At 65.1% G+C, this 22964-nt stretch carries 18 protein-coding genes and 1 tRNA gene; 8 read left to right on the top strand and 11 right to left on the bottom strand.

What is annotated here, in order from left to right; genetic code table 11:
• Nucleotides 1-1371 (top strand): glycosyltransferase, encoded by a 1371-nt coding sequence (locus AM586_RS15870; RefSeq protein ID WP_229411246.1) that lies wholly within the window; start codon nt 1-3, stop codon nt 1369-1371.
• A 62-nt stretch (nt 1372-1433) separates the two neighbouring features.
• Here the strand turns inward: AM586_RS15870 and AM586_RS15865 are convergent, their stop codons facing one another.
• From AM586_RS15865 to AM586_RS15850, 4 genes are all read right to left on the bottom strand, one after another.
• Nucleotides 1434-2915, bottom strand: coding sequence for a lipopolysaccharide biosynthesis protein (locus tag AM586_RS15865; protein WP_229411247.1), 1482 nt, complete (start codon nt 2913-2915; stop codon nt 1434-1436).
• A gap of 228 nt (nt 2916-3143) precedes the next feature.
• Nucleotides 3144-4157 carry a glycosyltransferase family 2 protein gene (locus tag AM586_RS15860; protein ID WP_162600550.1) on the bottom strand — a complete coding sequence of 338 codons (1014 nt, stop codon included), beginning with the start codon at nt 4155-4157 and terminating at the stop codon, nt 3144-3146.
• A gap of 102 nt (nt 4158-4259) precedes the next feature.
• Nucleotides 4260-5501, bottom strand: a complete 1242-nt coding sequence (locus AM586_RS15855) for a pyridoxal-dependent decarboxylase, exosortase A system-associated (RefSeq protein WP_052234262.1) — start codon at nt 5499-5501, stop codon at nt 4260-4262.
• Between the two features lie 7 nt (nt 5502-5508).
• Nucleotides 5509-7101, bottom strand: coding sequence for an acyl-CoA ligase (AMP-forming), exosortase A system-associated (locus tag AM586_RS15850; protein ID WP_052234263.1), 1593 nt, complete (start codon nt 7099-7101; stop codon nt 5509-5511).
• Between the two features lie 120 nt (nt 7102-7221).
• Between AM586_RS15850 and AM586_RS15845 the strand changes: the two genes are divergently transcribed.
• From AM586_RS15845 to AM586_RS15825, 5 genes are read left to right on the top strand one after another with little or no spacing between them, the layout of a single operon-like run.
• Nucleotides 7222-8412 (top strand): DegT/DnrJ/EryC1/StrS family aminotransferase, encoded by a 1191-nt coding sequence (locus AM586_RS15845; RefSeq protein ID WP_052234264.1) that lies wholly within the window; start codon nt 7222-7224, stop codon nt 8410-8412.
• A complete protein-coding gene (locus AM586_RS15840) occupies nt 8409-9434 on the top strand; it encodes a GNAT family N-acetyltransferase (protein WP_052234265.1) in 1026 nt (341 codons plus the stop codon). The genes AM586_RS15845 and AM586_RS15840 overlap by 4 nt, the downstream gene beginning before the upstream one ends.
• A 10-nt stretch (nt 9435-9444) precedes the next feature.
• On the top strand, nt 9445-9690 hold the full coding sequence (locus AM586_RS15835; RefSeq protein WP_052234266.1) for an acyl carrier protein: 246 nt from the start codon (nt 9445-9447) through the stop codon (nt 9688-9690).
• A gap of 2 nt (nt 9691-9692) precedes the next feature.
• Nucleotides 9693-10550 (top strand): hydrolase 2, exosortase A system-associated, encoded by an 858-nt coding sequence (locus tag AM586_RS15830; RefSeq protein ID WP_052234267.1) that lies wholly within the window; start codon nt 9693-9695, stop codon nt 10548-10550.
• Nucleotides 10540-11391 carry a hydrolase 1, exosortase A system-associated gene (locus AM586_RS15825; RefSeq protein WP_052234268.1) on the top strand — a complete coding sequence of 284 codons (852 nt, stop codon included), beginning with the start codon at nt 10540-10542 and terminating at the stop codon, nt 11389-11391. Before AM586_RS15830 ends, AM586_RS15825 begins: the two co-directional genes overlap by 11 nt.
• 18 nt (nt 11392-11409) lie before the next feature.
• On the opposite strand, the gene AM586_RS15820 is transcribed toward AM586_RS15825, so the two are convergent.
• From AM586_RS15820 to AM586_RS15795, 6 genes are all read right to left on the bottom strand, one after another.
• The gene (locus AM586_RS15820; RefSeq protein WP_052234269.1) at nt 11410-12750 is read right to left on the bottom strand and encodes a chondroitinase-B domain-containing protein; all 1341 of its coding nucleotides are present in this window, start codon (nt 12748-12750) and stop codon (nt 11410-11412) included.
• Nucleotides 12747-14108: a PEP-CTERM-box response regulator transcription factor gene (gene prsR / locus AM586_RS15815; protein ID WP_052234270.1), complete on the bottom strand. Its 1362-nt coding sequence runs from the start codon at nt 14106-14108 to the stop codon at nt 12747-12749. The genes AM586_RS15820 and prsR overlap by 4 nt, the downstream gene beginning before the upstream one ends.
• A 10-nt stretch (nt 14109-14118) precedes the next feature.
• Nucleotides 14119-16203 (bottom strand): XrtA/PEP-CTERM system histidine kinase PrsK, encoded by a 2085-nt coding sequence (gene prsK / locus AM586_RS15810; protein ID WP_060566608.1) that lies wholly within the window; start codon nt 16201-16203, stop codon nt 14119-14121.
• A 63-nt stretch (nt 16204-16266) separates the two neighbouring features.
• On the bottom strand, nt 16267-17655 hold the full coding sequence (locus tag AM586_RS15805) for a TIGR03013 family XrtA/PEP-CTERM system glycosyltransferase (RefSeq protein WP_229411248.1): 1389 nt from the start codon (nt 17653-17655) through the stop codon (nt 16267-16269).
• A 71-nt stretch (nt 17656-17726) separates the two neighbouring features.
• On the bottom strand, nt 17727-18755 hold the full coding sequence (locus AM586_RS15800; RefSeq protein WP_052234273.1) for an SDR family oxidoreductase: 1029 nt from the start codon (nt 18753-18755) through the stop codon (nt 17727-17729).
• Nucleotides 18756-18879: 124 nt separating this feature from the next.
• Nucleotides 18880-20169 (bottom strand): nucleotide sugar dehydrogenase, encoded by a 1290-nt coding sequence (locus tag AM586_RS15795; RefSeq protein ID WP_052234274.1) that lies wholly within the window; start codon nt 20167-20169, stop codon nt 18880-18882.
• Nucleotides 20170-20635: 466 nt separating this feature from the next.
• Between AM586_RS15795 and AM586_RS15790 the strand changes: the two genes are divergently transcribed.
• A complete protein-coding gene (locus AM586_RS15790; RefSeq protein WP_052234275.1) occupies nt 20636-21550 on the top strand; it encodes a hypothetical protein in 915 nt (304 codons plus the stop codon).
• Nucleotides 21551-21556: 6 nt separating this feature from the next.
• Here the strand turns inward: AM586_RS15790 and AM586_RS15785 are convergent.
• A tRNA-Arg gene (locus tag AM586_RS15785) sits at nt 21557-21632 on the bottom strand.
• Nucleotides 21633-21815: 183 nt separating this feature from the next.
• Here AM586_RS15785 and AM586_RS15780 point away from each other — a divergent pair.
• Complete coding sequence (locus tag AM586_RS15780) at nt 21816-22736, top strand: cytochrome c5 family protein (protein ID WP_052234276.1); 921 nt, start codon at nt 21816-21818, stop codon at nt 22734-22736.
• The last annotated feature ends 228 nt before the right edge of the window (nt 22737-22964 follow it).

Below are 22964 nucleotides of genomic sequence, written 5' to 3'. Positions count from 1 at the left end.
ATGTTAAGCAACGAAAACAGCACTACCCGCGCCACCGCCGCCGTCACCACCGATCAGGCGGTGGTTCCGGCCACCCCGGCGGTGCATTCCGACAAACTGGCGCAAACGAACAGGCGGGTCCTGCTGATCGCCTTCCACTTTCCGCCGGAAGCCATCAGCAGCGGCATCCAGCGCACCCTGAGCTTCTTCAAGCACCTGGGGAAGTACGGCTGGGAGCCAATGGTCCTGTCGGCCCATCCGCGCGTATATCGTCAGCAGAACCCGTCGCAGTTGGCCAGCCTCCCCGCTAGCCAGGTAGTGCGCCGCGCCTTCGCGCTCGACACCAAATACCACATGGGCATCAAGGGCCGCTACCTGGAGCTGCTGGCCCTGCCGGACCGCTGGGTTTCCTGGTTCTTCGGCGCGGTGCCGGCCGGCCTATCGCTGATCCGCCAGCACCGTCCCCAGGTCATCTGGTCGACTTTTCCGATCGCCACCGCACACCTGATCGGCCTGGCCCTGCATCGCCTGACCGGTCTGCCCTGGATTGCCGATTTTCGTGACCCCATGTTGCAGCCGGCCTATCCGACGGCAAAGTTGCAGCGCAAGGTCTACCAGTGGATTGAAGCGGAAACCGTCAAGCGATGCACCTTCGCCGTGCTAACGACGCACAGCGCCATGAGCACCTACCGCACTCGTTTCCCCGAGCTGGCATCGAAGTTCACGGTCATCGAAAATGGTTACGACGAAGATGGCCTCGCCGCTTCGGCTCCAACTGCCCGCGCCGCGGCCCCGGCTGACGAGGAGCGGATCACCCTGCTGCACAGCGGCGTGCTGTACCAGACCGGCCGCAATCCTTCCGCGTTCATGAAGGCGGTGGCAATGCTCAAGGAAGAAGGCGCCGTCAGCGCCGCAACGCTGCGGGTGATCCTGCGCGCGCCGGGCGAGGCCGAGGCTATGCTGGAACTGGCGCAGCAACACGGCGTCGACGACATCGTCGAGATCGCGCCTTCGGTGCCCTACCGCGAAGCCTTGCGCGAGATGTTGTCGGTCGATGGCCTGATGGTATTTCAAGGCACGCCTTTCAATACGCAGATCCCGGCCAAACTGTATGAATATTTCTGGGCGCGCCGTCCCATTCTGGGCCTGGTCGATCCGACCGGCGAAACGGCGCGTGTGATGGGTGCGGCCGGCTTCGAAAGCGTGGCCCACATGGATCGGCCCGAATCTATCGTGCCGGTGCTGAAGGCATTCATCGAGCAGATCCGCTCCGGCTCAGTCCATGTTGCATCGGACGAGGTCGTGAAACAGTGCTCGCGCGCCAACCGCGCTCAGCAACTAGCGCATCTGCTCGACGCAGCGATCAGTACCAGCAAGGTCAAGGCCGCATAGGGAAAGATGTGAACGGAAGGCAGTATGCGCCGCGGGCGGTGCTGCCGCCCGCGCGTTTGGCCTCAGCTTTCGGTAACGCCGTCCAGTTTCGCCATGGCGCGCCGTTTCAGCACGCCGGCGATTTTCTCAACGATATAGGATTCCGCACCCTGCGGCCTGCCGGCAAGCGTCCAGGCAGCGAGCACGGTCAGGGTATAGGCCAGCGCACCCGCGATGATGGTGGCGACCAGGATCACGGCTGGCGTGCTCGGAATCAGCGGCTCCACCACATGGATGACGCCGGCCATCACCAGCGCGCCCACCCCTGGGCGGTACACGTTCCTGAGCATATCGAACAGGCTGACGTTACGCATTGTCTGCATCAGCATACCCAGTGCGACCAGCAGTCCGCTGCCTACGCAGGCCAAGCGCAGCCAAGCGAGTTCGAGCGCCTGCGGATGATGCAGGACCAGCAACGCGACTGCCGCGAACAGCGTGACCTGGGTCCAGGTCGTAAAGGTGGCGTTGCGGTTCTTGCCGAGCGAGAGCAGGATATAAGCCGTGCTTGTCGAAATCGCCTGCACAATGTTGGTCAGCGCAAGGATCTGAACGAAGGGAACGACCATCATCCATTTCTCGCCGAGGAGGACAAAGACCATGGTATGCGCCACCAGCGCCAGCCCCAGGCTCGCCGGAATCGCGATCAGGCATTGCAAGCCCTGCGCGAGAAGAAAATTGCGCTTCAGTTCGACAGGATCGTTTTTGGCGCGCACGAAGGTGGGGAACAGGATCCGGTTCAGCGGCGCCAGGATTTCCGTCGACGGCATGGAGGAAATCTCGTCCGACAAAGTATAGCCGCCCATCGTGGTTGCATTGGTCCAGCGGCCAACCAGCGTCCGATGCAGATTGTTGTTGATGTAATTACCGATGCTATTCACCAGCATCCATTGCGAAACGCCGAAGATGTCGCGGAATTTTTCCACGCTGAAGCGGGGACGCATTGGGTGGAGGCAATAGCTCATCACGATCCCGACGGCGCGGCCGAACAGCGTGCTGAACACCAGTGCCCAATAACTCTGGAATTTCCATGCCAGGATGACGGTCGCAATGAAGCCCGAGATCCGCTTCACGAAGGTCAGCAGGAAATCGAGATCGGCCCGCATTTCCTTTTGGAAGGTGATCACCCCAATGTTTTCCATCGCAGCCAGCAGGGCGCCCAGGCAGGCGATACGCAGCACCGGTACGATGCGCGGGTCGTGGAAGTAATCGCCGGCGTAGGGCGCGATCAGCGAAACGATTAGCACGGTACAGCATGCCTGCATCATCCGCAGTGTCCAGGCGGTGTTGTAATGCGCCGGAGTTGGCGAAGGGTTCTGGATGAGCGCCACGTTGACGCCGAGGTCGAGCAACACGTCTGCGATGCCGATCACCAGCGAAGTCATGGCGATGATGCCGAAATCCGCCGGCACCAGCCAGCGCGCGAGGATCAGGGTGCTCGCAAACCCGACCAGCCGGTCCATCCAGCGCATCATTACGTAGATGAAGGCGCCTTTCAGGACGCTCACTTGTTTGGTTTTGGCTGGTGAGCTTGTTGTGAGCGGCATATCGGGAGGACGTAGATGGAAATTACAATCGATATATATTGTAGCAATTTAAGCAAATATTCTTTCCGACAAAACGTAGCGTGCGCGGGTATCGTGCCGAAAAACATCAGTTCGGCATGGGAACCCTGTCAAAATGGATGAATTGAAGTAGAAAGCGGCGCGCCCCGTCGCCGGGCAGCACGCGCTGACCTAGCGCGTTGGCGGGGCGGCTGCGGGCAATACCGAGCAGATAAAAGCACGGATGATGCTTTTGGGGTCTTCGAAGACATGGGCCAGCAAGCTCTGGCGCTGAATCGACGGCAGCTCACGCAGCAGCTTCAGGTAGGCAGCCAGGCCAAGTCGGGACGACTGGTAGCGCAGCAGGGCGGTACGTTCCCTCACGAAGCGCTGGAGGCGCGCGCGCTGTTCTTGGTCGATCTGAATACCGGCAGAGCCGTCAAGGAGCGCGATGAAGCCGACCAGCTTGGCCAGCGAGGTCGCGACGCCGCTGGCCGGATGCGTCAGGTTATCGACATGGCGATGCACGAGCGAGAGATTTTCCGGCACATAGATGAAGTCGCCCCGCTCGCTCAGCTTCAGCCAGAACAACCAGTCTTCGCCGGTGCGGAACGCGACCGGCATGCCGTCCACCGCAAGCGCGTCGGCTCGCCGGAAGTAAGTGGCGCAAGTTGGAATCAGGCTCGCATTGAGCATCGTCGTCTTGGCGTTGCGGAGCCGATAGCGCGGCATTTCCTGATCGAGCAGCTCACATTCCTTCGCCATGTCGACCTTACTGGAGAACATCGCATTCGGAATGGTTTCCGTAGGCGTCACTTTGGTGCCATCACCAAACGCCAGGACGGCGTCCGGATTGGCGTCGATCGCCGCGGCCATCTTTGCCAGTGCGTCGCCCATGTGCTCATCGTCCGAGTCGAGAAACGCGAGATAGGTCGTGGTTGCCAGCTTCATGCCGTGGTTGCGGGCAGCGGCCGCGCCGCCGTTGCGCGCCAGCGCTTCGACGACGACGGGAAACCCGGTGGCGGCGGCCCAGTCGCGTACTTTCTTGACGGAGTCATCGGTTGAAGCGTCGTCGACGACGATCACTTGACGCGGCCAGACGGTTTGGACATGCAAGCTTTGCAAGGCGCGCAGGATCAGCGCCGAGCGGTTATAGCAAGCCATGATTACCGTTACGTCCACCATTGGCACGGAATTCTTATCCATCGGTATTCTTATTTCCATTTTCAGCTAGCGGGAGTCAATGACCGCACCGATCAGTGTACGAAGTTTATTACTTGAATGGCAAGCGAAAGTGTGCCGGACGTGCTACACCAGCACTTCAAGCGCTTCCGGGTGGCTGAGAAAGCCGCCCGGGCTGGCGCTCTTGCCATAGGCGCCGGACTGGAATACCACCACCAGGTCGCCGACCTCGGCGCGCGGCAGTTCCATCTTCTCGGCCAGCAGGTCGAGCGGCGTGCACAGCGGGCCGACCACCGACACCACTTCCGTTTCTTCCTGCCCGCTCCGGTTGCCGATCGCGGCCGGGTAATTCTTGCGGATCACCTGGCCGAAGTTGCCGGAAGCCGCCAGGTGGTGGTGCAGGCCGCCGTCGGTCACCAGGAATACCTGCCCGCGCGAGACCTTGCGGTCGATGACGCGCGCCACGTACACGCCTGCCTCGCCGACCAGGTAGCGTCCCAGTTCGATGTTCAGGCGCGCTTGCGGCAAGGCGGCCTGCACGCGCGGCAGCGCCGCCGCCAATCGTTCGCCGATCGGCGCCAGCTCGAGCGGCGCTTCGCCCGGAAAATACGGAATGCCGAAGCCGCCGCCGATGTTCAGCACGCGCAGCGGATCGCGGGCGTCGCCGGCCAGGCGCAGCGCCAGTTCCAGGGTCTGGGCCTGGGCGTCGGCGATCGCCTCGGCCTTCAGGCTCTGCGAGCCGGAAAAGATGTGAAAGCCCAGCACCGTCAGGCCGAGTTGCGCCGCCAGCGCCAGCATGTGCGGCGCCTCCTCGGCATCGATGCCGAACTGCTTGGCGCCGCCGCCCATGCGCATGCCCGAACCCTTCAGCTCGAAGTCCGGGTTGATGCGCAGGACCAGTTGCGGGCCGAGGCCGAGTTGTTCGCCGATGCGGGCCAGCAGGCGAATCTCGCGTTCCGACTCGGCGTGCACGTGCACGCCGGCGGCCACGGCCCGGGTCAGTTCCGCTTCGGACTTGCCGGGACCGGCAAAGCTGATGTGGGCCGGGTCCTTGCCGGTGTCGAGCGCGACCGACAATTCGCCGCCGGACGCGACGTCGAGCCCGTCGACCAGGCCGGCCAGGTGCTGCACCAGCGCCGGCATCGGATTCGCCTTGATCGAATAATGCAGCCCGACCGCTTCCGGCAGGTGCGCGCGCACGTGGCGCACGCGCTCCGTGACCAGCGCGCGGTCGTAGGCATAGAAGGGGGTGCGGCCGACGCGCTGCGCCAGCCGGGTCAGCGGCACGCCGCCGACCTGCAGGCAACCGTCGGCGGTTGAAAACAGCGTCTGCGCGGCGTGCACCGGGCGATTCGGAGTCGTGCTCATGATTGGCTCATCGGTCGGAACTGAACATCGTTGAATAGGACTGGCGCAGCAGATTGCGGTCGATCTTGCCGTTCGGGTTGCGCGGGAACTGGCCGTCATGCAGCACGATGTGGGCCGGCACCATCCAGGCCGGCAGGCGGCGCTGGCATTCCTTCAGCAGCTCGGCGGTGGTCACGCCCTCGCGCGGCACGGCCAGCAGGACGATCGCCTGGCCCAGCGCCGGGTGCGGCACGCCGAAAGCGGCGGCTTCCAGCGCCAGCCCGCTCGCGTGCACGGCTTCCTCGACCTCGGTCGGGCTGACGCGGTAGCCCGACACCTTGATCATGTCGTCGCTGCGGCCGATGAAGTACAGGTAGCCCTCCTCGTCCATGCGCACGGTGTCGCCCGACCACACCGCCATCTCGGTCAGCGGCAGGGCCGGGTCCTGGCCCGGCGCCGGGCGGAAGCGCTCGGCGGTCTTGGCGGGATCGTTCCAGTAGCCGAGCGAGACCAGTGCGCCGCGGTGCACCAGCTCGCCGGCTTCGCCGGGCGCGCAGGAACTGCCATCCGGCCGCACCACCATCACCTGCGCGTTCGGGATCGCGCGTCCCATCGAATCGGGGCGGCGCGCCAGTTCCGACGGCGGCAGGTAAGTGGAACGGAAGGCCTCGGTCAGGCCGTACATCAGGAACAGCTGCGCCTCCGGCAGCACGCGGCGCAGCGCGTCGACGGTGGCGCGCGGCATGGCCCCGCCCGAATTGGTGAGATAGCGCAGCGAACAGTCTTCCGGCCACGGCAGCGCGGCCAGCTGGATCCACAGCGGCGGCACCGCCGCCAGGCCGGTGATGCGTTCGTCCCGCACCGCCTTCACGATATCGCGCGGGAACAGGTAATTCATCAGGACCGCGGTGGCGCCGGCCAGGAAGCTGGTGGTCAGCTGCGACAGGCCGTAGTCGAAGCTGAGCGGCAGCACCGCCAGCACCCGGTCCCGCGGCGTCAGTTCGAGGTAGCTGGCGACGCTCTGCGCGCCGGCCACCATGTTCCGGTGCGACAGCACCACGCCCTTCGGCTTGCCGGTGCTGCCCGAGGTGTACAGGATCGCGGCGATGTCGGCGTCGATCGCGCGGCGCGCGGCCAGCGCCGCAGCGTCCGGGCATACCTGCGCCGCATCCCAGGCCTGCACCGCGGCCCCGCCGGCGGCGGGCGGCAGGCCGGACTTCGGCGCGGCGCCGGTCACCAGCACCATGCGCAGGTCGGGGCAGCCCGCCAGCGCGGCGTCCAGCGGCGCCAGGCGCTCGGCGGAGGTGACCAGCACCCGCACATTGCAGTCGGACAGGATGTACGCCACCTGCTCGGCCTTGAGCAGGGGGTTGACCGGGACGAACACGGCGCCGGCCATGCTGGCGCCGAACATCGCCGCGACGTTCTCGACGCGCTTGTCGAGATAGACGGCGACGCGCTCGCCGCGCCGGATGCCGCAGGCAAGCAGCGCACCGGCGGCCTGCTCGACCGCGCCGGCCAGCGCCGCGTAGTCGAGCCGCTGTCCGCCATGCACCAGCGCTTCGGCGTCGGGCGTGCGCCGTGCGGAATCGAAGATGAAGTCGTGGATCAGATCAGGCATAGGGGATGGCTGTGTCGTGCAGGTGGGCATCTTAACAGCTTGCGCCAGGCGCCCAATATAATTGTTTAGATTCCAACATATCTCGTGGCAAATATTTCTACTCTGCGGCTATACTCGGGCATGGTTTCCACCCAGGCTTCCCGTCCGCTGATCCCGCTCGCACCGATCCTGTCCGCCGCCTCGTTCCGCCGCGCCGCCCCGCTGCGCCTGCCGACCCTGCTCGACGCCGGCCAGGCGCGGCTGGTCACCAGCGGCCGCGTCGCAATCGCGCTGGCGCTGCGTGAAATGGGGGTCGGCCCCGGCCACGAAGTGCTGGTGCCGGCCTGGCACAGCCCCTCGATGATCCCGCCGGTGCTGTGGCGCGGCGCCACCCCCGTGTTCTACCGCCTGGGTCCGGACGCCGCGGTCGACCTCGACGACATTGCATCGAAAATCGGCCCGGCCACGCGGGCAGTGATGGTGACCCATTATTTCGGCTTTCCGCAAGCGGTGGAACGGGTGCGCGCCCTGTGCGACGCGCGCGGCGTGCCGCTGCTGGAGGATTGCGCGCACGCCTTCATCGGCGAATACCGCGGCGCGCCGGTTGGCTCGATCGGCGACTACGCGATCGGCAGCAGCATGAAATTCTTCCCCATCTACGAAGGCGGCGCACTGGTGTCGAGCCGGCACAGCCTGGAGCGGATACCGCTGCGCCCGGCCGGCACCGGCTTCGAGGCCAAGGTCGCGCTGAATTCCCTGGAAAACGGCTTCGCCTACGGCCGCCTGCCGACCGTCCGCGCGGCGCTGTGGTTGCCGCTGCAACTCAAGAGCACGCTGTGGAACCTGGTCAAGCGGCGCCGTCCGGGTAGTACGGCGCCGGCGGCGATGGCGCCCGGCTCCTCCGACAGCAGCTTCGAGCTCGACCCGGCCTGGATCGACAAGCGCTCGTCCTGGTTCTCGCGCACCATGCTGCGCCTGGTCTCGCCGAGCCGCATCGCGGCGCTGCGGCGGGCCAACTACCTGCGCCTGGACGCCGCCCTGCGCGGCCTGCCCGGGGTGCGGCCTTTGTATCCGACGCTGCCCGACGGCGTCTGCCCCTGGGTCTACCCGCTGGTGGCCGACGATCCGGCGCTGCTGTTCGAGCGCGTGCAGGCTGCCGGGGTGCCGGTGACCCGCTTCGGCAATCCGCTGTGGCAGGGCGTGGACGAACAGGTCTGCGCCAACAGCGTCCGGTTGTCGCGCCAGGTCCTGTCCTTCCCCTGCCACCAGGAGCTGCGCGCGGAAGAACTCGGCTGGATGATCGAAGCGATCGGAAAGGCGCTGCGGCCATGAAGTGGAAGCTCGAGCCGGCCACACGCCTGGCCGCCTTTGCCCCGCAGTGGGAAGCGCTGCACCGCGCGGCCGGGGCATCGCTGCTGCTGGCCCACGATTTCGTGGCGCCGTTGCTGGACGCCTTCGGCACCGGCAAGGAATTGCTGGCGATCTGCGAACGCGACGGCGTGCCGGTCGCGATGGCGCTGGTGACCCCGTCCCGGCGCGGCAGCTGGACTACCTTCCAGCCGGCCCAGGCGCCGCTCGGGCTGTGGCTGCAGCAACCGGGGCTGGAGCTGGATGCACTGCTGGCCGGCCTGGTGCGCGCCCTGCCCGGCTTCCCGCTGATCCTCGGGCTGACCCAGATGGATCCGGCCCTGATGCCGCGCCCGCGCGCGACCGCGCAGCTGGCCACGCTCGACTACATCGAGACGGCAAAGGTGACGCTGGCCGGCAGCTTCGACGACTACTGGCAGGCGCGCGGCAAGAACCTGCGCAGCAACCTCAAGAAGCAGCGCGCCCGGCTCGACAAGGACGGCGTGGCGCTCACGCTGCAAGTCAGCCGCGACCCGTCCGCGATGGCGCAGGCGGTGGCCGACTATGCGCGCCTGGAGAGTTCGGGCTGGAAGGAAGGCTGCGGCACCGCGGTCCATGCCGACGATGCGCAAGGGCGTTACTATCGTGCGATGCTGGAAGCGCTGTGCCGGCGCGGCGCCGGCCGCGTGTACCGCTATTATTTCGACGAGCGGCTGGTGGCGATGGACCTCTGCATCGAGGACGGGGCCTGCATCGTGGTGCTGAAGACCGCCTACGACGAGAACGTGCCGAAGCAGTTTTCGCCGACCCTGCTGATGCGCGAAGAAGCGACGCGCGCGCTGTTCGAGGAAGCCCGGCTCGGCCGGATCGAGTTCTACGGCAGGGTCATGGAATGGCACCTGCGCTGGACGGACGAGGTGCGCACTATGTACCATGTCAATTATTACCGTTGGCCGGGCCTGCGCCGCCTGCATGCGATGCACGAGCGGCGGCAACGCAGCCAATAATGGAGCACCCATGTATTTAAATGAAGTCAAAAACCTCCTGATCGACGTGCTGAACCTCGGCGATGCCGGCCAGGCCCTGGATGCCGGTTCCCCGCTGCTGGGCAGCCTGCCGGAACTCGACTCGATGGCGGTGGTCACCCTGATCGGCGCACTGGAAGAGCATTTCGGCATCGTCATCGACGACGACGACATCAGCGCCAGCACCTTCGAAACGCTCGGCAGCCTGGCTGCCTTCGTCGAGCAGAAAGCCGCCTGAGCATGGCGCCGGCAAACGCGGTGCCGGCCCATGCGCCGGCCGAAGCCTTCTTCCTGCCCGTGCAGGATGGCTTGCGCTATTGCCTGTTCCACGTTCCGCAAGGCGCATGCCGGGGTGCGCTGGTCTACCTGCACCCCTTCGCCGAAGAGATGAACAAGTCGCGCCGCATGGCCGCGCTGCAGGCGCGCGCGCTGGCGGCGCGCGGCGTCGGCGTGCTGCAGATCGACCTGCACGGCTGCGGCGACAGCAGCGGCGAATTCGGCGATGCGCGCTGGGACGGCTGGAAGCGTGACGTCGACGCCGCGCGCGCCTGGCTGGAGCAGCGCCTCGGCCGCCGCGCCGGATTGTGGGGACTGCGCCTGGGCGCCCTGCTCGCGCTCGACTATGCGGCCGGCGCGGCCGCCACCCCGCCCTGCCTGCTGCTGTGGCAACCGGTCACCAGCGGCGCCGGCTTCCTGACCCAGTTCCTGCGCCTGCGCGTCGCCGCCGAGCTGTTGCAGGATGGCGCCGGCAACGGCGGCACCAAGGCGCTGCGCCTGCAGCTCGAACAGGGCAGATCGCTCGAGATCGCCGGCTACGAGCTGGCGCCGCCGATGGCCGCCGCCATCGAACGCCTCGACGCCTCGGTGCTGGCGCCGCGCGGCTGCCGTATCGACTGGTTCGAGGTCACGGCGGCGCCCGAGCGGCCGCTGCCGCCGGCGGCCAGCCGCATCGCCGCGATCTGGCAGGCCCAGGGCATCGACTTCGGCGTGCAGCTGGTGCATGGCGAGCCGTTCTGGACCACGCCGGAAATCAGCGAATGCGCGGCCCTGCTCGACGCCACCGCCGCCCTGTACCGGGAGGCCAGCGATGCATCTTGAAGAACGCGCCCTGAGTTTTGCCTGCGGCGCCTCCTGGCTGTATGGGGTGCTGTCGCTGCCGGCCCGGCCGGCGACGCGCGGCGTCCTGATCGTGGTCGGCGGCCCGCAGGTGCGCACCGGCAGCCACCGCCAGTTCACCCTGCTCGCGCGCAGCCTGGCGCAGGCCGGTATTCCGGCCATGCGCTTCGACTACCGCGGCATGGGCGACAGCGAAGGCGCGCCGCGCGATTTCGAACAGATCGAGGACGACCTGCGCGCGGCGATCGACTGTTTCATGGCGCAGGCGCCGGGACTCGAAGACGTGGTGCTGTGGGGCCTGTGCGACGGCGCCTCGGCGGCGGCGATGTACGCGCCGAATGACGCGCGCGTGGCCGGCCTGGCCCTGCTGAATCCCTGGGTACGCACCGAGGACGGCGCCGCCAGGGCGACCCTGAAGCATTATTACCGCAGCCGCCTGCTGGCGCCGGAGCTGTGGAAGAAGATCGCCAGCGGCCGCTTCGATGCCAGGCAGGCCGCGACCTCCTTCGCGGCCCAGGTCCGCGCCGCGTTCGGCCCGAAAGCCCCTGCCGCGCAGCAGGCCGACAGCCCTGCTCCCCTGCCCGAGCGGATGCACGCCGCGCTGCAGCGTTTCGGCGGCAGGGTGCTGGTGATGCTGAGCGGCGCCGACCTGACGGCGCAGGAATTCGCCGGGCTGTCGTCCGGCTCGCGCGACTGGGAGCGCCTGCTGGCCGGGCCGCACGTGACCCGCCATACGCTGCCCGGGGCCGACCATACCTGCTCGCGGCGCGAGTGGCACGAGCAGGTCGTGGCGTGGACCGCGGCCTGGCTGCGCGCGGCCTGATTTCCGCTTGATTAGCGGTCAGTCGCCGCAGCGGGCGCCGTCGTAGCGCCCTTCCTTCCCCCATGCGCTGCCGCACTTGCGCAGCGGGTGATAGCCGAGATAGCCCAGCGCGATCGGGGTTTCCCGGTTGTCGCCGGGATGCAGGCGGGCCCCGTTGCGGCTGCGGATGCTGCCGTCGACCAGGTTGCCATTGGCCTCGGCGCTGCTCTCGGGGAAACGCACGTCCACGCCGGCCGTGTCGACCACCGTGTTACCGAGCAGCCGGGTCCGCGCCGCGGCGTTCACGTAGATGCCAACGTCCGAGCAGGCGGCGACGAGGTTGTCCTGCATGACGCCCTGGTCCTGCTCGGTCACGCACCTGTGGTCGCGGCAGTAAGGCTTGCCGGTGCCGCCGCCGCCGAAGGACAGGCCGACCCGCTGTCCAGGGAAGCCGCGCAGGTGCTGCTCGCACACGACGGCGTTGCGCTCGAAGCGGTTGTGCGCGCCGGCGCCCTTGGCGAAGGCGCCATAGCTGATCCGGTCGCCGCCAAGCTTGATGAAGTCGGCGATCAGGTTGCGCCGGATGACCCAGTTGCTGGCCGCGACCAGGTCGATCGGCGTGACCGGACTGGCGGTACGGCGCGGCGCCGAATCGGCGAGCGTGTTCGATTCGATCAGGCCGTCGTCCGGGAAACGCCCGTCCGCGGCGTTGATCTTGAAGTGGGCGTTGAAGTCGAGGATGGTGTTGTTGACGGCCGCGAAATGGTGGGCGCCGGCGACCACGTGAAAAGCGTGTTCGCAGTATTCCTGCTGCGCGCAGGCCCCGCGGATGGTGAGGTTTTCGAAACGCCAGTACGGCGCCGACACCTTGAAGCCCTCGGCGGCGTCGAACTCGATGGTCGCACTGCCCGGCCGCTCGGCGCGTACGACGATCGGCGCGCCCTCTTCTCCCGCACGGCTGGCGTCAAGGTTGCCGCGGATGCGGTAGGTCCCGGGCAGGAACACGATCTCGTCGCCCGGCGCGGCGGCGGCAATGGCGCGCCGCGCTTCCTCGCTTGACGCGACCAGCTTGCGGGTGTGGCCGCCATCCCGCTCGTCCTGCCGCCCGGCGCCGGCAGGCTGGGCGCCAACCAGGCCCTGCGCCAGCAGATCCGGCACGGCCTCGCCGCGGTCAATGCCGTACAGTGCCGCGGCCAATTCCTGTCCGGCGCCTTCGATCAGCGGATTGTGGCCGCTGCTGCGCTTCTCGATGTAAGGCGCGAGCGCGCGCGGCGTGATGCCCTGTCCCTGCAGGTACAGCAGGCCGCCGGCCGCCGCCAGCAGGCCGACGCCTCCGAGCAGCAGGGCCGCCTGCGTGAAACGGCGCCGGTGACGGGTCACGCGGCGGCCTTGATGCCGTGCCGCCCCATCAGGTCATACATGGTCGGGCGGCTAATGCCCAGCATCTCCGACGCCTTCACGATATTCCCGTCGGCCCGCGCCAGCGCCTTCACGATGGCCTTGTACTCGGCCTCGTCGCGCACCTGGCGCAGGTTCAACGGTTCTTCTTCGGCCTCGGTGTCGGGCAGGCCGAGATCGTCGGCGACGATGGTGTTCCCGTCGGCCATGATCACGGCGCGCTTGATGCAGTTTTCCATCTCGCGCACATTGCCCGGCCAGGCATAGGCTTCGATCGCCGCCAGCGCATCCGGCGAGAAGTGCAGCGAGGAGCGCGCTTCCTGGCTGCAGAACTTGTTCTTGAAGTGGTGGGCCAGCAGCGCGGCGTCGCCTTCGCGCAGGCGCATCGGCGGAATGTTCACCACGATCTCCGACAGGCGGTAATACAAGTCCTCGCGGAAGCGCCCCTGGACGCACAGGTCCTTCAGCTTCTGGTGGGTCGCGCAGACGATGCGCACGTCGACCGGGATCTCCTCGTGGCCGCCGATGCGCTCGATCACGCGCTCCTGCAGGAAGCGCAGCAGTTTCGCCTGCAGCGGCATCGGCAGGTCTCCCACTTCGTCGAGGAAGAAGGTGCCGCCGTGGGCCAGTTCGACCTTGCCCTTGGTCTGCTTGGCGGCGCCGGTGAAGGCGCCCTTCTCGTAGCCGAACAGTTCGCTCTCGAGCAGGTTTTCCGGAATCGCCGCGCAGTTGATCGCCATGAAACGCTCTTTCGAGCGCGGCGACAGCGCGTGGACGGCGCGCGCCAGCACTTCCTTGCCGGTGCCGGATTCGCCCAGCAGCATCACCGAGGCCGAGGTCGGCGCGACCTTCTCGATGGTGCGGCAGACCTTCAGCATGCCGGGGTCGCGCGAGATCACGCCGGCCAGCGGCGAATCGGCCTGCGACTGCTGCATGCGGCGGTTCTCCTGCTGCAGGTTGTGCAGGAAGAAGGCGCGCTGGATCACCAGGTTCAGCACTTCGGGGTCGACCGGCTTCTGGTGGAAGTCGTAGGCGCCCATGCCGATCGCCTTGACGGCATTGTTGTGGTCCTGGTTGCCGGTCAGGACGATCACGCGGGTGTCCGGCGCCAGCGCCAGGATCTGGGCCAGCGTGGCCAGGCCCTCGGTGGAACCGTCCGGATCGGGCGGCAGGCCCAGGTCCATGGTCACCACCGCCGGTTCGTGGCGGCGGATCTGGGCCAGCGCGGCCTCGCGGTCGCCGGCCACCACCACCTCGTAGGCGTCGATGCTCCAGCGCAGCTGCTTCTGCAGGCCGGGGTCGTCTTCGATGATCAGCAGTTTCGGTTTGGTTTGGGTCACGGTTTTCCTTTCAGGAGATCGTCGCTGCCGCCGCCTCATGGTACAGCGGCAGCACGACCTTGAACGTGGTGCCGAGCGCGGGCCGGCTGGTGACTTCCAGCGCCCCGCCCAGCTCGGTGATGTATTCGCGGCTCTCGAACACGCCGATGCCCATGCCGGCCGACTTGGTCGAGTCGAAGGGCTTGAACAGGCGCTCGCGGATGAATTCCTCGCTCATGCCTTCGCCGGTATCGACGATCTCGATTTCGACTGCGTCAGGCTGCCCGTCCGCCTCGCGGCGGCCAAGGCGGATCATGACATGGCCGTCGCGCGGCGTGGCTTCGATCGCGCTCTGGATCAGGTGGCCGACCACGCGCTCGAGGCGCTCGCGGTCCGCCATCACTTTCATGCCCGGCACCTCGACCACCAGCTGCGGGCGCGGCTCGAAGGCGCTCTTCAGCGCCACCGCCTGGCGCACCACCTGTTCGACCGCGAGCGGCAGCGGCTTCTCGGCGTTTTCGGTGCGGGACAGCTTCTGCAGCAGCAGCTTCATCTTCTGCACCGAATGGTTCAGGGTTTCCAGCATGTCGCGCTGGAACTCCGGATTGTCCTTGTGCTTTTCGGCGTTCGCGTTCATCAGCGACAGCTGGGCCACCAGGTTCTTCAGGTCGTGGACGACGAAGGTCGACATGCGATTGAAGGATTCGAACTGGCGCGCCACCATCAGCGCGTTGGCGGCGTCTTCCTGGGCCAGGTGGCCGGCGGCCTGGCTGCCGGCGATTTCCAGCAGGTCGGTGATTTCCCAGTTCAGCTTGAGCGGGCTGCGGGCGCGCTGCAGCACCACGAAGCCGAATAGCTTCTCGTGCAGGATCAGCGGCACCACCAGCCAGCGGCGCGGATACTCCAGCAGCCAATCGGGCACCGCCAGGCCTTCGTACTTGTCGGGGCGGGCCACGAACTCGTCGAGATCGACCACCCACTGGGTGCTTTCTAGGAACCGGCAGAAGGGCGAATTGGCCGGCTCGACGGTGTCGGCCTCGGAGGCATGCCAGCGCGCGCGGGTCTCGTAGCGGCCGGCATCGCTGCGCAGCCACAGGGTGCCGCCCGGGCTCTCGACCAGCGCCGCCATCGCCTGGATCGCGCGGTCGCCCAGGTTGGGGCCGCGTTCGGACAGGGTACGCGTGAAGCGCATCCATTCCTCGCGGTAGTCGTAGTTATAGCGGAAGAAGTGCTTGTTGATCGAAACCTTCAGCCAGGAACGGAAGGTCCCGGAAAACAGGATCACCAGCAGCAGGCTGACCGCGCCGAACAGGAAGGCGGCCTGCATCACCGTGCCCCAGCGGCCGCCGAAGAAGCGCAGGTAATACCCGGCCGATCCCATCGCCAGCAGGTAGATCGCGGAGCCGAACAGCGCGGCCGAGTGGAACATCACGCGGCGCGACACCACGAAGGGGGTGCTCCACGACTTGCTGCGCGCCATCGAGGCCGCCACCAGCGGCACCGTCAGGGCATTGATCACGCCGCGCGCATTCCACAGTTCCGGATTCAGCTCGCGGAACAGCATCATGTTGGTGTACAGGTAGAAGTCGTAGGCGAACATGCCGCCGATGCCCAGGCAGGCGAATTTGATCGCCCAGCGTTCTTCGATGGTCTTGTTGCGGTACACCTGCTCGACCAGCAGCATGCCGTACACGGCCAGGCAGGCGAAGGCAGTCACCACCGGCAGCGCGCCGAGGGCGTTCAGCAGTTCGAAACGGAAGTGCCCGGCCAGCATCGCGCCCAGCAGCACCAGGTAGGCGCAGCCGGCCGCGAACAGCGATGGGCGCAGGCCGAACGGCAGGCGACTGCCCTCGCTGCGCCAGTGCCCCAGCAGCGCCACCAGGAACAGCGACCAGGCGCCGTCGCGCAGTATTTCGAGCGATCCGGTAAATGCGCTCCAGAACCGCGCATGGCTGGCGTCCCAGGCCAGCCACGCGGCCCACAAGGCGGTCAGCAGGCAGGCGGCGGACAGGGTCCCGCGCTGGTTGCGCCCGCTCCATCCCGACAGTACAGGCAGGACCAGCAGCAGGTAGCCGGCTGCGGCCAGTGCATAACTATAGGCGGCGATATTGGTCACGGCATGGATGAGTATAAGCCCGCGCGGCCTGGACGATGCGAACCGTCCAGGCCGCGGCAGGGATCAGCGTCCGCTGCGGAACAGGACGACTTTCAGGGTGTCGATCAGGATCAGGACGTCGAGGAACAGACTGTTGTTCTTCACATAGTACAGGTCGTACTGCAACTTTTGCAGTGCATCCTCGGCGGACGAGCCGTAGCCGTAGCGCACCTGGGCCCAGCCGGTGATGCCCGGCTTGACGCTGTGACGCACATTGTAATACGGGACCACCTCGATCAGTTGCTCGACGAAGTAGGGACGCTCGGGACGCGGGCCGACGAAAGACATCTCGCCCTTGAACACGTTGAGGATCTGCGGCAGTTCGTCGATGCGGGTCTTGCGCATGAAGTTGCCGATGCGGGTGATGCGCGGGTCGTTCTGCTGGGCCCACTGCGGCTTGCCGCCCTTTTCGGCATCGGTGCGCATGCTGCGGAATTTATGCACGAAGAAGGTCTTGCCATCCTTGCCGACCCGCTCCTGCGAGTAGAACACCGGGCCGCGGTCTTCCAGCTTGACGGCCAGCGCCGCCAGCAGCATCAGGGGCAGGGTCAGCATGAGGATGATCACGCTGCACACGATGTCGAAGCTGCGCTTCATGAAGGTGCGCACGAAACTCTGGTCGAAACCGCCGCCGAACACCAGCCAGGACGGCTGCAGCGAGTCGACCCGGATCTGGCAGGTCTCGCGTTCGAAGAAGGTGGCGGCGTCGGTGACCTTCACGCCGGCCAGCTTGCACTCGAGCAGCTCCTTGATCGGGAAGCCGCCGCGGCGGTTCTGCACCGAGACCACGACCTCCTCGACGTTGTACTGGCGCGCCAGCGACACCAGGGTATCCCCTTCGCGTCCGTTCAGCAGGCTGGTCGAGGGCACGCACAGCTCTTCGTTCGGCGTCGGCATGAAGCCGGTGATGTTGTAGCGGTGGTAGCTCGCGCTCTGCAGGGCCAGGTCGCTGCACTCCTTGGCCAGCGGTCCGCTTCCCAGGAACAGGATGCGCGTCTCGAGGAAGCGCAGTTCCGAGCTCTTGAAGAAGATCATCCGCGCGATGAAGATGCCGGCGGCGGCGATCACGAACACCAGGGCCAGGATGCCGCGCCCGAAATACAGGTCGGGGGCGACGTAGAACACCAGCGTCAGGATCAGGAAGCCCATCAGGAACGAGGGCATCAGCTTCATGAAGAAGGGGTTGCGCAGGCCCTCGTTGAAGTTAAGCTGGTACATGCCCATCGCGCTCATGCTGAAGATGATGGCGGCGGTAAAGGCGATGGCCGAGGTGAAGAAGTGGTCCAGGTGCTCGATGTTCGACAGGATGATCGGTTGGCCCAATTCCATGAAGCGGACCGCCGCGCCGACGTAGGCTGCGCCGAGCAGCACCAGCACCTCGACGAACAACAGGACGAAAACGATTTTCGACACGTAGTGATTAGAGATCCTAAGCACAGTAGCCTCCGGTATTCTTATTACATACAGAACTCATACTGCAGTGCTTATCGCGGCAAATTGTCGACATACCAGTCCATAGCCTGCTTCAGGCCGTCGCCGATACGGTGCGTGGGCGCATAGCCCAGCAGCGTGGCGGCCTTGCTGATGTCGGCCTGGGAATGACGTACGTCGCCCCTGCGGAAATCGACATAGGTCGGCTTGTGTTCGGCCACATGCGGGAAGCGCCGGGCCAGCAGTTCGCTCATCATCGCGTGCAGCTGGTTGAGCGAAGTGCGGTCGTTCAGCGCGACGTTGTATACCTGATTGGCCGCTTCGCTGCCGGCCATGGCCGCCAGCAGGTTCGCCTGCACGACGTTGTCGATATAGCAGAAGTCACGGCTGGTCTCGCCGTCGCCGTTGATGTTCAGTTCTTCGTTGCGGATCAGGGCCATCACCCATTTCGGGATCACGGCCGCATACGCACCGTTCGGGTCCTGGCGCGGACCGAACACGTTGAAGTAGCGCAGGCCGATCGACTCGAAGCCATAGGTGCGACCGAACACGTCGGCATACAGCTCGTTGACGTACTTGGTCACTGCATACGGCGACAGCGGCTTGCCGATCCGGTCCTCGACCTTCGGCAGATCGGGATGGTCGCCGTAGGTCGAGCTGGAAGCGGCGTAGACGAAGCGCTTGACCTTGGCGTCGCGGGCGGCCACCAGCATGTTCAGGAAGCCGGAGATATTCGTCTCGTTGGTCAGCTGCGGATTCGCGATCGAACGCGGCACCGAGCCGAGCGCGGCCTGGTGCAGGACGAAGTCCACGCCTTCGCAGGCACGGGCGCAATCGTCGGGCGAGCGGATGTCCGCCTGCAGGAAGGTAAAGTTGGACCAGGCGACCTCGCCCACCAGTTCACGGACCTGATCCAGGTTGTGCTGGTGCCCGGTCGCAAAGTTGTCGAGGCCGGTAACGCGCTGGTTGAGCTTGAGCAGGGCTTCCACCAGGTTCGAGCCGATGAAGCCGGCAGCGCCAGTAACCAGCCAGTGGTAGCTGTGCCGCTGCAATTGCTGTTGGACGTCTTGAATCTTGTTCACGTTGAGACACTCTTACAAGTCGCGCGGGCAAATGGCCGAAACAGGCCCGCTGGGTTGCCGCCTGCGTGGGCCGCACAGCCGCTGGCGTGCGGCCGTTGCAGGCGGCGTCAGTTCCGGGAAATGCTTACAGGCGCCAGACGCAGTAGCCGGCTTCGCTGATCGCCTTCGGATCGAACTGGGATTTGACGTCGATGAAGCAGCCGTTGTCGTTCAGCTTGGCCTGGAAGTCGAGCAGCGAGCGGGCCAGCACTTCCTTGTGCGGCACGGCCACCACCAGGGCGTCGGCCTTCGGCAGCGCTTCCCAGCTCTCCAGCTTGATGCCGTATTCGTGCTGGGCTTCGTCGGCTTCGGCGACCGGATCGTAGACGTGCACTTCGCAGCCGTAGGATTCCAGTTCGTGGACGATGTCCGCGACCTTCGAGTTGCGCAGGTCCGGGCAGTTTTCCTTGAAGGTCAGGCCGATCACGTTGACCTTCGAACCCTTCACGTGGAAGCCCGACGAGATCATCGACTTGACGGTCTTCTCGGCTACGAACTTGGCCATGCCGTCGTTGATGCGGCGGCCCGCCAGGATCACCTGCGGGTGGTAGCCGACCATCTCGGCCTTGTGGGTCAGGTAGTACGGGTCGACGCCGATGCAGTGGCCGCCGACCAGGCCCGGACGGAAGGGCAGGAAGTTCCACTTGGTGCCGGCGGCCTTCAGGACCTCGAGCGTATCGATGCCGACCTTGTCGAAGATGATCGCCAGTTCGTTCATCAGGGCGATGTTCAGGTCGCGCTGGGTGTTCTCGATGACCTTGGCGGCCTCGGCCACCTTGATGCTGGAGGCGCGGTACACGCCGGCCGTCACCACCGATTCATACAGCTTGGCGATGCGGTCCAGGGTCTCGTCGTCGTCGCCCGACACCACTTTCAGGATGGTGGTCAGGGTATGTTCCTTGTCGCCCGGGTTGATGCGCTCCGGCGAGAAACCGACGTGGAAGTCTTCCTTCCACTTCAGGCCCGATTCCTTTTCCATGATCGGGATGCAGACTTCCTCGGTGGCGCCCGGGTACACGGTCGACTCGAACACGACGACCGCGCCGCGCTTCATGTTCTTGCCGACGGTCTTGCTGGCGCCGGCCAGCGGGGTGAAGTCGGGGTTGTGGGCGATGTCGACCGGGGTCGGCACGGCGACCACGATGTAATCGGCCTGGGAAAGCAGCGATGGATCGGTGGTCACTTCCAGGTGTTGCGCGGCCCTCAGCTGCTCGCTCGACACTTCACCGGTCGGATCCACGAACCGTTTGTAGTTCTCGACCTTCGATACCGACAGGTCGAAACCAATCGTTTTCGCCTTCTTGCCGAACTCTACGGCCAGGGGCAGGCCAACATAGCCCAGGCCCACTACTGCGACGATCTCATCTGCTTTCATATTACGTTCCGTTTATGAATGGATTTTTACCATTATTGACTAGTAGCAAGACAACAGTGACACCCAACAATTTGTCAACTCTGTTGTGCCACAACCATAAATGTCTTAAAGAAAATATCAAGAAACCAACAAGATGCATGAGACCGATCTTCCCGCAACGGTATGTCCTGCTCTTATTCAGACATGCTTACGTCGTCGGAGATTCAGTTCTACACGGGTAGCATGCATACCGTCCAGCTTCACTCATGGCACAGATGCAATTTTAGCATTTTCGGAAAATCAAGTTTTTCTTTGCGGCTATCGTGCGCACCCTTTTTCGCTGCTGTGTTCGCCACAGACCAGAATAGCACCGGGGTCACAGTTTGACGTAAAATAATTTACTCATTTTCAATATTTTCCCAACATGCACAACAACATTGCTCCCTGGACAGTCGCCATCATTGCGGCGCGTGAGTCCATTGAAACCTTGGCCCGCTGCATCAAGGCGACGCTGACGGCCTGCGCTTCCCATGGAGCAGTCATCGATGTTGTTATCAATGGAAATCCGGTCCTGGCCGAACAGGCCGCCACGCTGGTTCGCTCCGGCACCCTTGACCAGGGCCCCAGCACGATGCGCGTCTGGTCGATCGCGGTCGGTGACAAGGCCCATGCCTGGAACCAGTACGTGCACCACATCTGGCCCGGCAGTGAAATCGCCTATTTCCTCGATGGCTATGTGGAAGCCCGGCGCGACGCCTTTGGCGCCCTGAGCCGGCGGCTTGCCGAAGCGCCGGAAGCGCTTGGCGTGACCGGTGTGCCGAGCGCCGGGCGCTCGGCCGCGAAAACGCGCGAATACATGCTCCAGCACGGCGGTATCCAGGGAAATATGCATGCACTGAGCGGCGCCGCCATGGCCGGGATGAGGGAGCGCGGCCTGCGCCTGCCGCTGGGGCTGTACCGAACCGATTCGCTGGTCGGCGCCTTCCTGCTGTTGAACCTGGCGCCGGAAAGCGCGAAGTGGGAACCCAAGCGGATGGTGGTGGCGGGCGACGCCACCTGGGACATCCCCGGCCAATCCTCACTCACCTTCCGTAACGTCAAGGCGCAGTTCAAACGCATCCTGCGCCAGGCCCAGGGCGAACTCGAAAACCGCGCCTTGCGCGAACACATGACAGTGCGGCGCCTGCCTGCGCAACAGCTGCCGGAGACGGCGGCCGAACTGGTCAAGCAGTGGATTACGACCCAGCCGCAGCAGGCCAGGGTGCTCCTGAAGAAGCCGACCTGCCGCTATGCAGCGTACAAACTACATGCTCAGAGAGACTGGTCGGCTGCGAAAATGCCGCCGCAGCTGCTGCATGGCAGCGCGGAGATCGGAAGCGTGCAGGAAATGGGGAACGACTGAGGAAAGTGGCGCGGCTGGCTGGGATCGAACCAGCGACCCTTGGCTTCGGAGGCCAATACTCTATCCACTGAGCTACAGCCGCGCAGGAGTGATGCGAAGGATACAGAGTTTCCGTCGCCACGTCTATGGATAACGATGTTGACGTAGGAGAAATTGCGTTTCAATTAAGATGTTTTCGATCTATAATCGATTGGTTCCGAGCCATCTGTAGTGAGGTTGGACCGAGTGCCGGACGCCAGCAGGTTTTTTTATTTATAAGGAAATCATGAGCGACGTAAACCACAGTGAGCACCAGTCTTTTATCAGGACCCCGAAGCAGTTGATTGGCGCAGTGGCCGGATTCTTCCTGGTCATTGTGATCGGCATCATCTTATTAGTGTCCTTCGCTACCAACCGCCCCCTCGCCGGCGCCGGCTCCGCAGGATCGAATCCCGAAGAGGTCGCTGCCCGCGTGCGCCCTGTGGCTGAAGAAGGCTTCTCGCTGAAAGACATGAATGCGCCCAAGGTGCTGCAGAACGGCCAGGCCGTCTACACCGCCGTGTGCGCCGCCTGCCACGCCACTGGCGCCGCCGGCGCTCCGAAAGTTGGCGATGCCGGCGCCTGGAGCGCGCGAATTGCCCAAGGTTACGACACGCTGGTCCAGCACGCCGTCAACGGTATTCGCGCCATGCCTGCCAAGGGCGGCAATCCGGACCTCGACGATATCGAAGTAGCGCGCGCCATGGTCTATATGGCCAACCAGGGCGGCGCCAAGTTCAAGGAACCGGAAGCACCGGCGCCCAAGGCCCAGGCCAGCGCCGCTCCGGCGGCCAACGCGCCGGCTGCGGCAACTGCAGGTGCAGCGCCGGCGGCAGCAGCAAACCCGGCGCCCGCCGCGGCAACGCCGCCGGCCGCCCCTGCCCCGGCGGCAGCGCCTGCCACCGCGACCGCCAGCGCAGGCGCAGGCAAGACTCTGTACAGCTCGGCTTGTGTAGCCTGCCATGGCGCCGGCATCGCCGGTGCGCCGAAGTATGGTGACAAGGCGGCCTGGGCGCCGCGCATCGCGCAGGGCGCCAGCGTCCTGTACGAGCACGCCATCAAGGGCTTCCAGGGTAAAGCCGGCGTGATGCCGCCGAAAGGCGGATCAAGTGCGTCCGACGCCGACGTCAAGAGCGCAGTCGACTACATGGTCGCTGCCGCCAAGTAATAGTTTACGAAGTTGACATAAAAACACCGCCTGTACAGGCGGTGTTTTTTCGCTTAAAGGATTTCAGACTAATAAAAAGATATCTTTTAGCCATTTATTCCGAACAATATATGTTAAAGAAACGAAAATATTTCGTTGCCTTAGGGGGACATTTCACAAAAAATCCGTAATTTTTCCGTGCGCCATTAATTTCTGTACGGTAACCTGTTTGGCTCAAAAGAAGAAAAC

Source organism: Massilia sp. WG5, assembly GCF_001412595.2.
Lineage (GTDB): Bacteria > Pseudomonadota > Gammaproteobacteria > Burkholderiales > Burkholderiaceae_D > Telluria.
Note: the sequence above shows the minus strand (reverse complement) of the source record. Positions and strands in the feature narration are given on the sequence as shown.

Excerpts from the sequence above, each read along its gene's own strand:
- AM586_RS15870 (WP_229411246.1), top strand. The coding sequence starts at position 1 with ATGTTAAGCAACGAAAACAGCACTACCCGCGCCACCGCCGCCGTCACC.
- AM586_RS15860 (WP_162600550.1), bottom strand. The coding sequence starts at position 4,157 with ATGGATAAGAATTCCGTGCCAATGGTGGACGTAACGGTAATCATGGCT.
- AM586_RS15855 (WP_052234262.1), bottom strand. The coding sequence starts at position 5,501 with ATGAGCACGACTCCGAATCGCCCGGTGCACGCCGCGCAGACGCTGTTT.
- AM586_RS15850 (WP_052234263.1), bottom strand. The coding sequence starts at position 7,101 with ATGCCTGATCTGATCCACGACTTCATCTTCGATTCCGCACGGCGCACG.
- AM586_RS15845 (WP_052234264.1), top strand. The coding sequence starts at position 7,222 with ATGGTTTCCACCCAGGCTTCCCGTCCGCTGATCCCGCTCGCACCGATC.
- AM586_RS15840 (WP_052234265.1), top strand. The coding sequence starts at position 8,409 with ATGAAGTGGAAGCTCGAGCCGGCCACACGCCTGGCCGCCTTTGCCCCG.
- AM586_RS15835 (WP_052234266.1), top strand. The coding sequence starts at position 9,445 with ATGTATTTAAATGAAGTCAAAAACCTCCTGATCGACGTGCTGAACCTC.
- AM586_RS15830 (WP_052234267.1), top strand. The coding sequence starts at position 9,693 with ATGGCGCCGGCAAACGCGGTGCCGGCCCATGCGCCGGCCGAAGCCTTC.
- AM586_RS15825 (WP_052234268.1), top strand. The coding sequence starts at position 10,540 with ATGCATCTTGAAGAACGCGCCCTGAGTTTTGCCTGCGGCGCCTCCTGG.
- AM586_RS15795 (WP_052234274.1), bottom strand. The coding sequence starts at position 20,169 with ATGAAAGCAGATGAGATCGTCGCAGTAGTGGGCCTGGGCTATGTTGGC.
- AM586_RS15780 (WP_052234276.1), top strand. The coding sequence starts at position 21,816 with ATGAGCGACGTAAACCACAGTGAGCACCAGTCTTTTATCAGGACCCCG.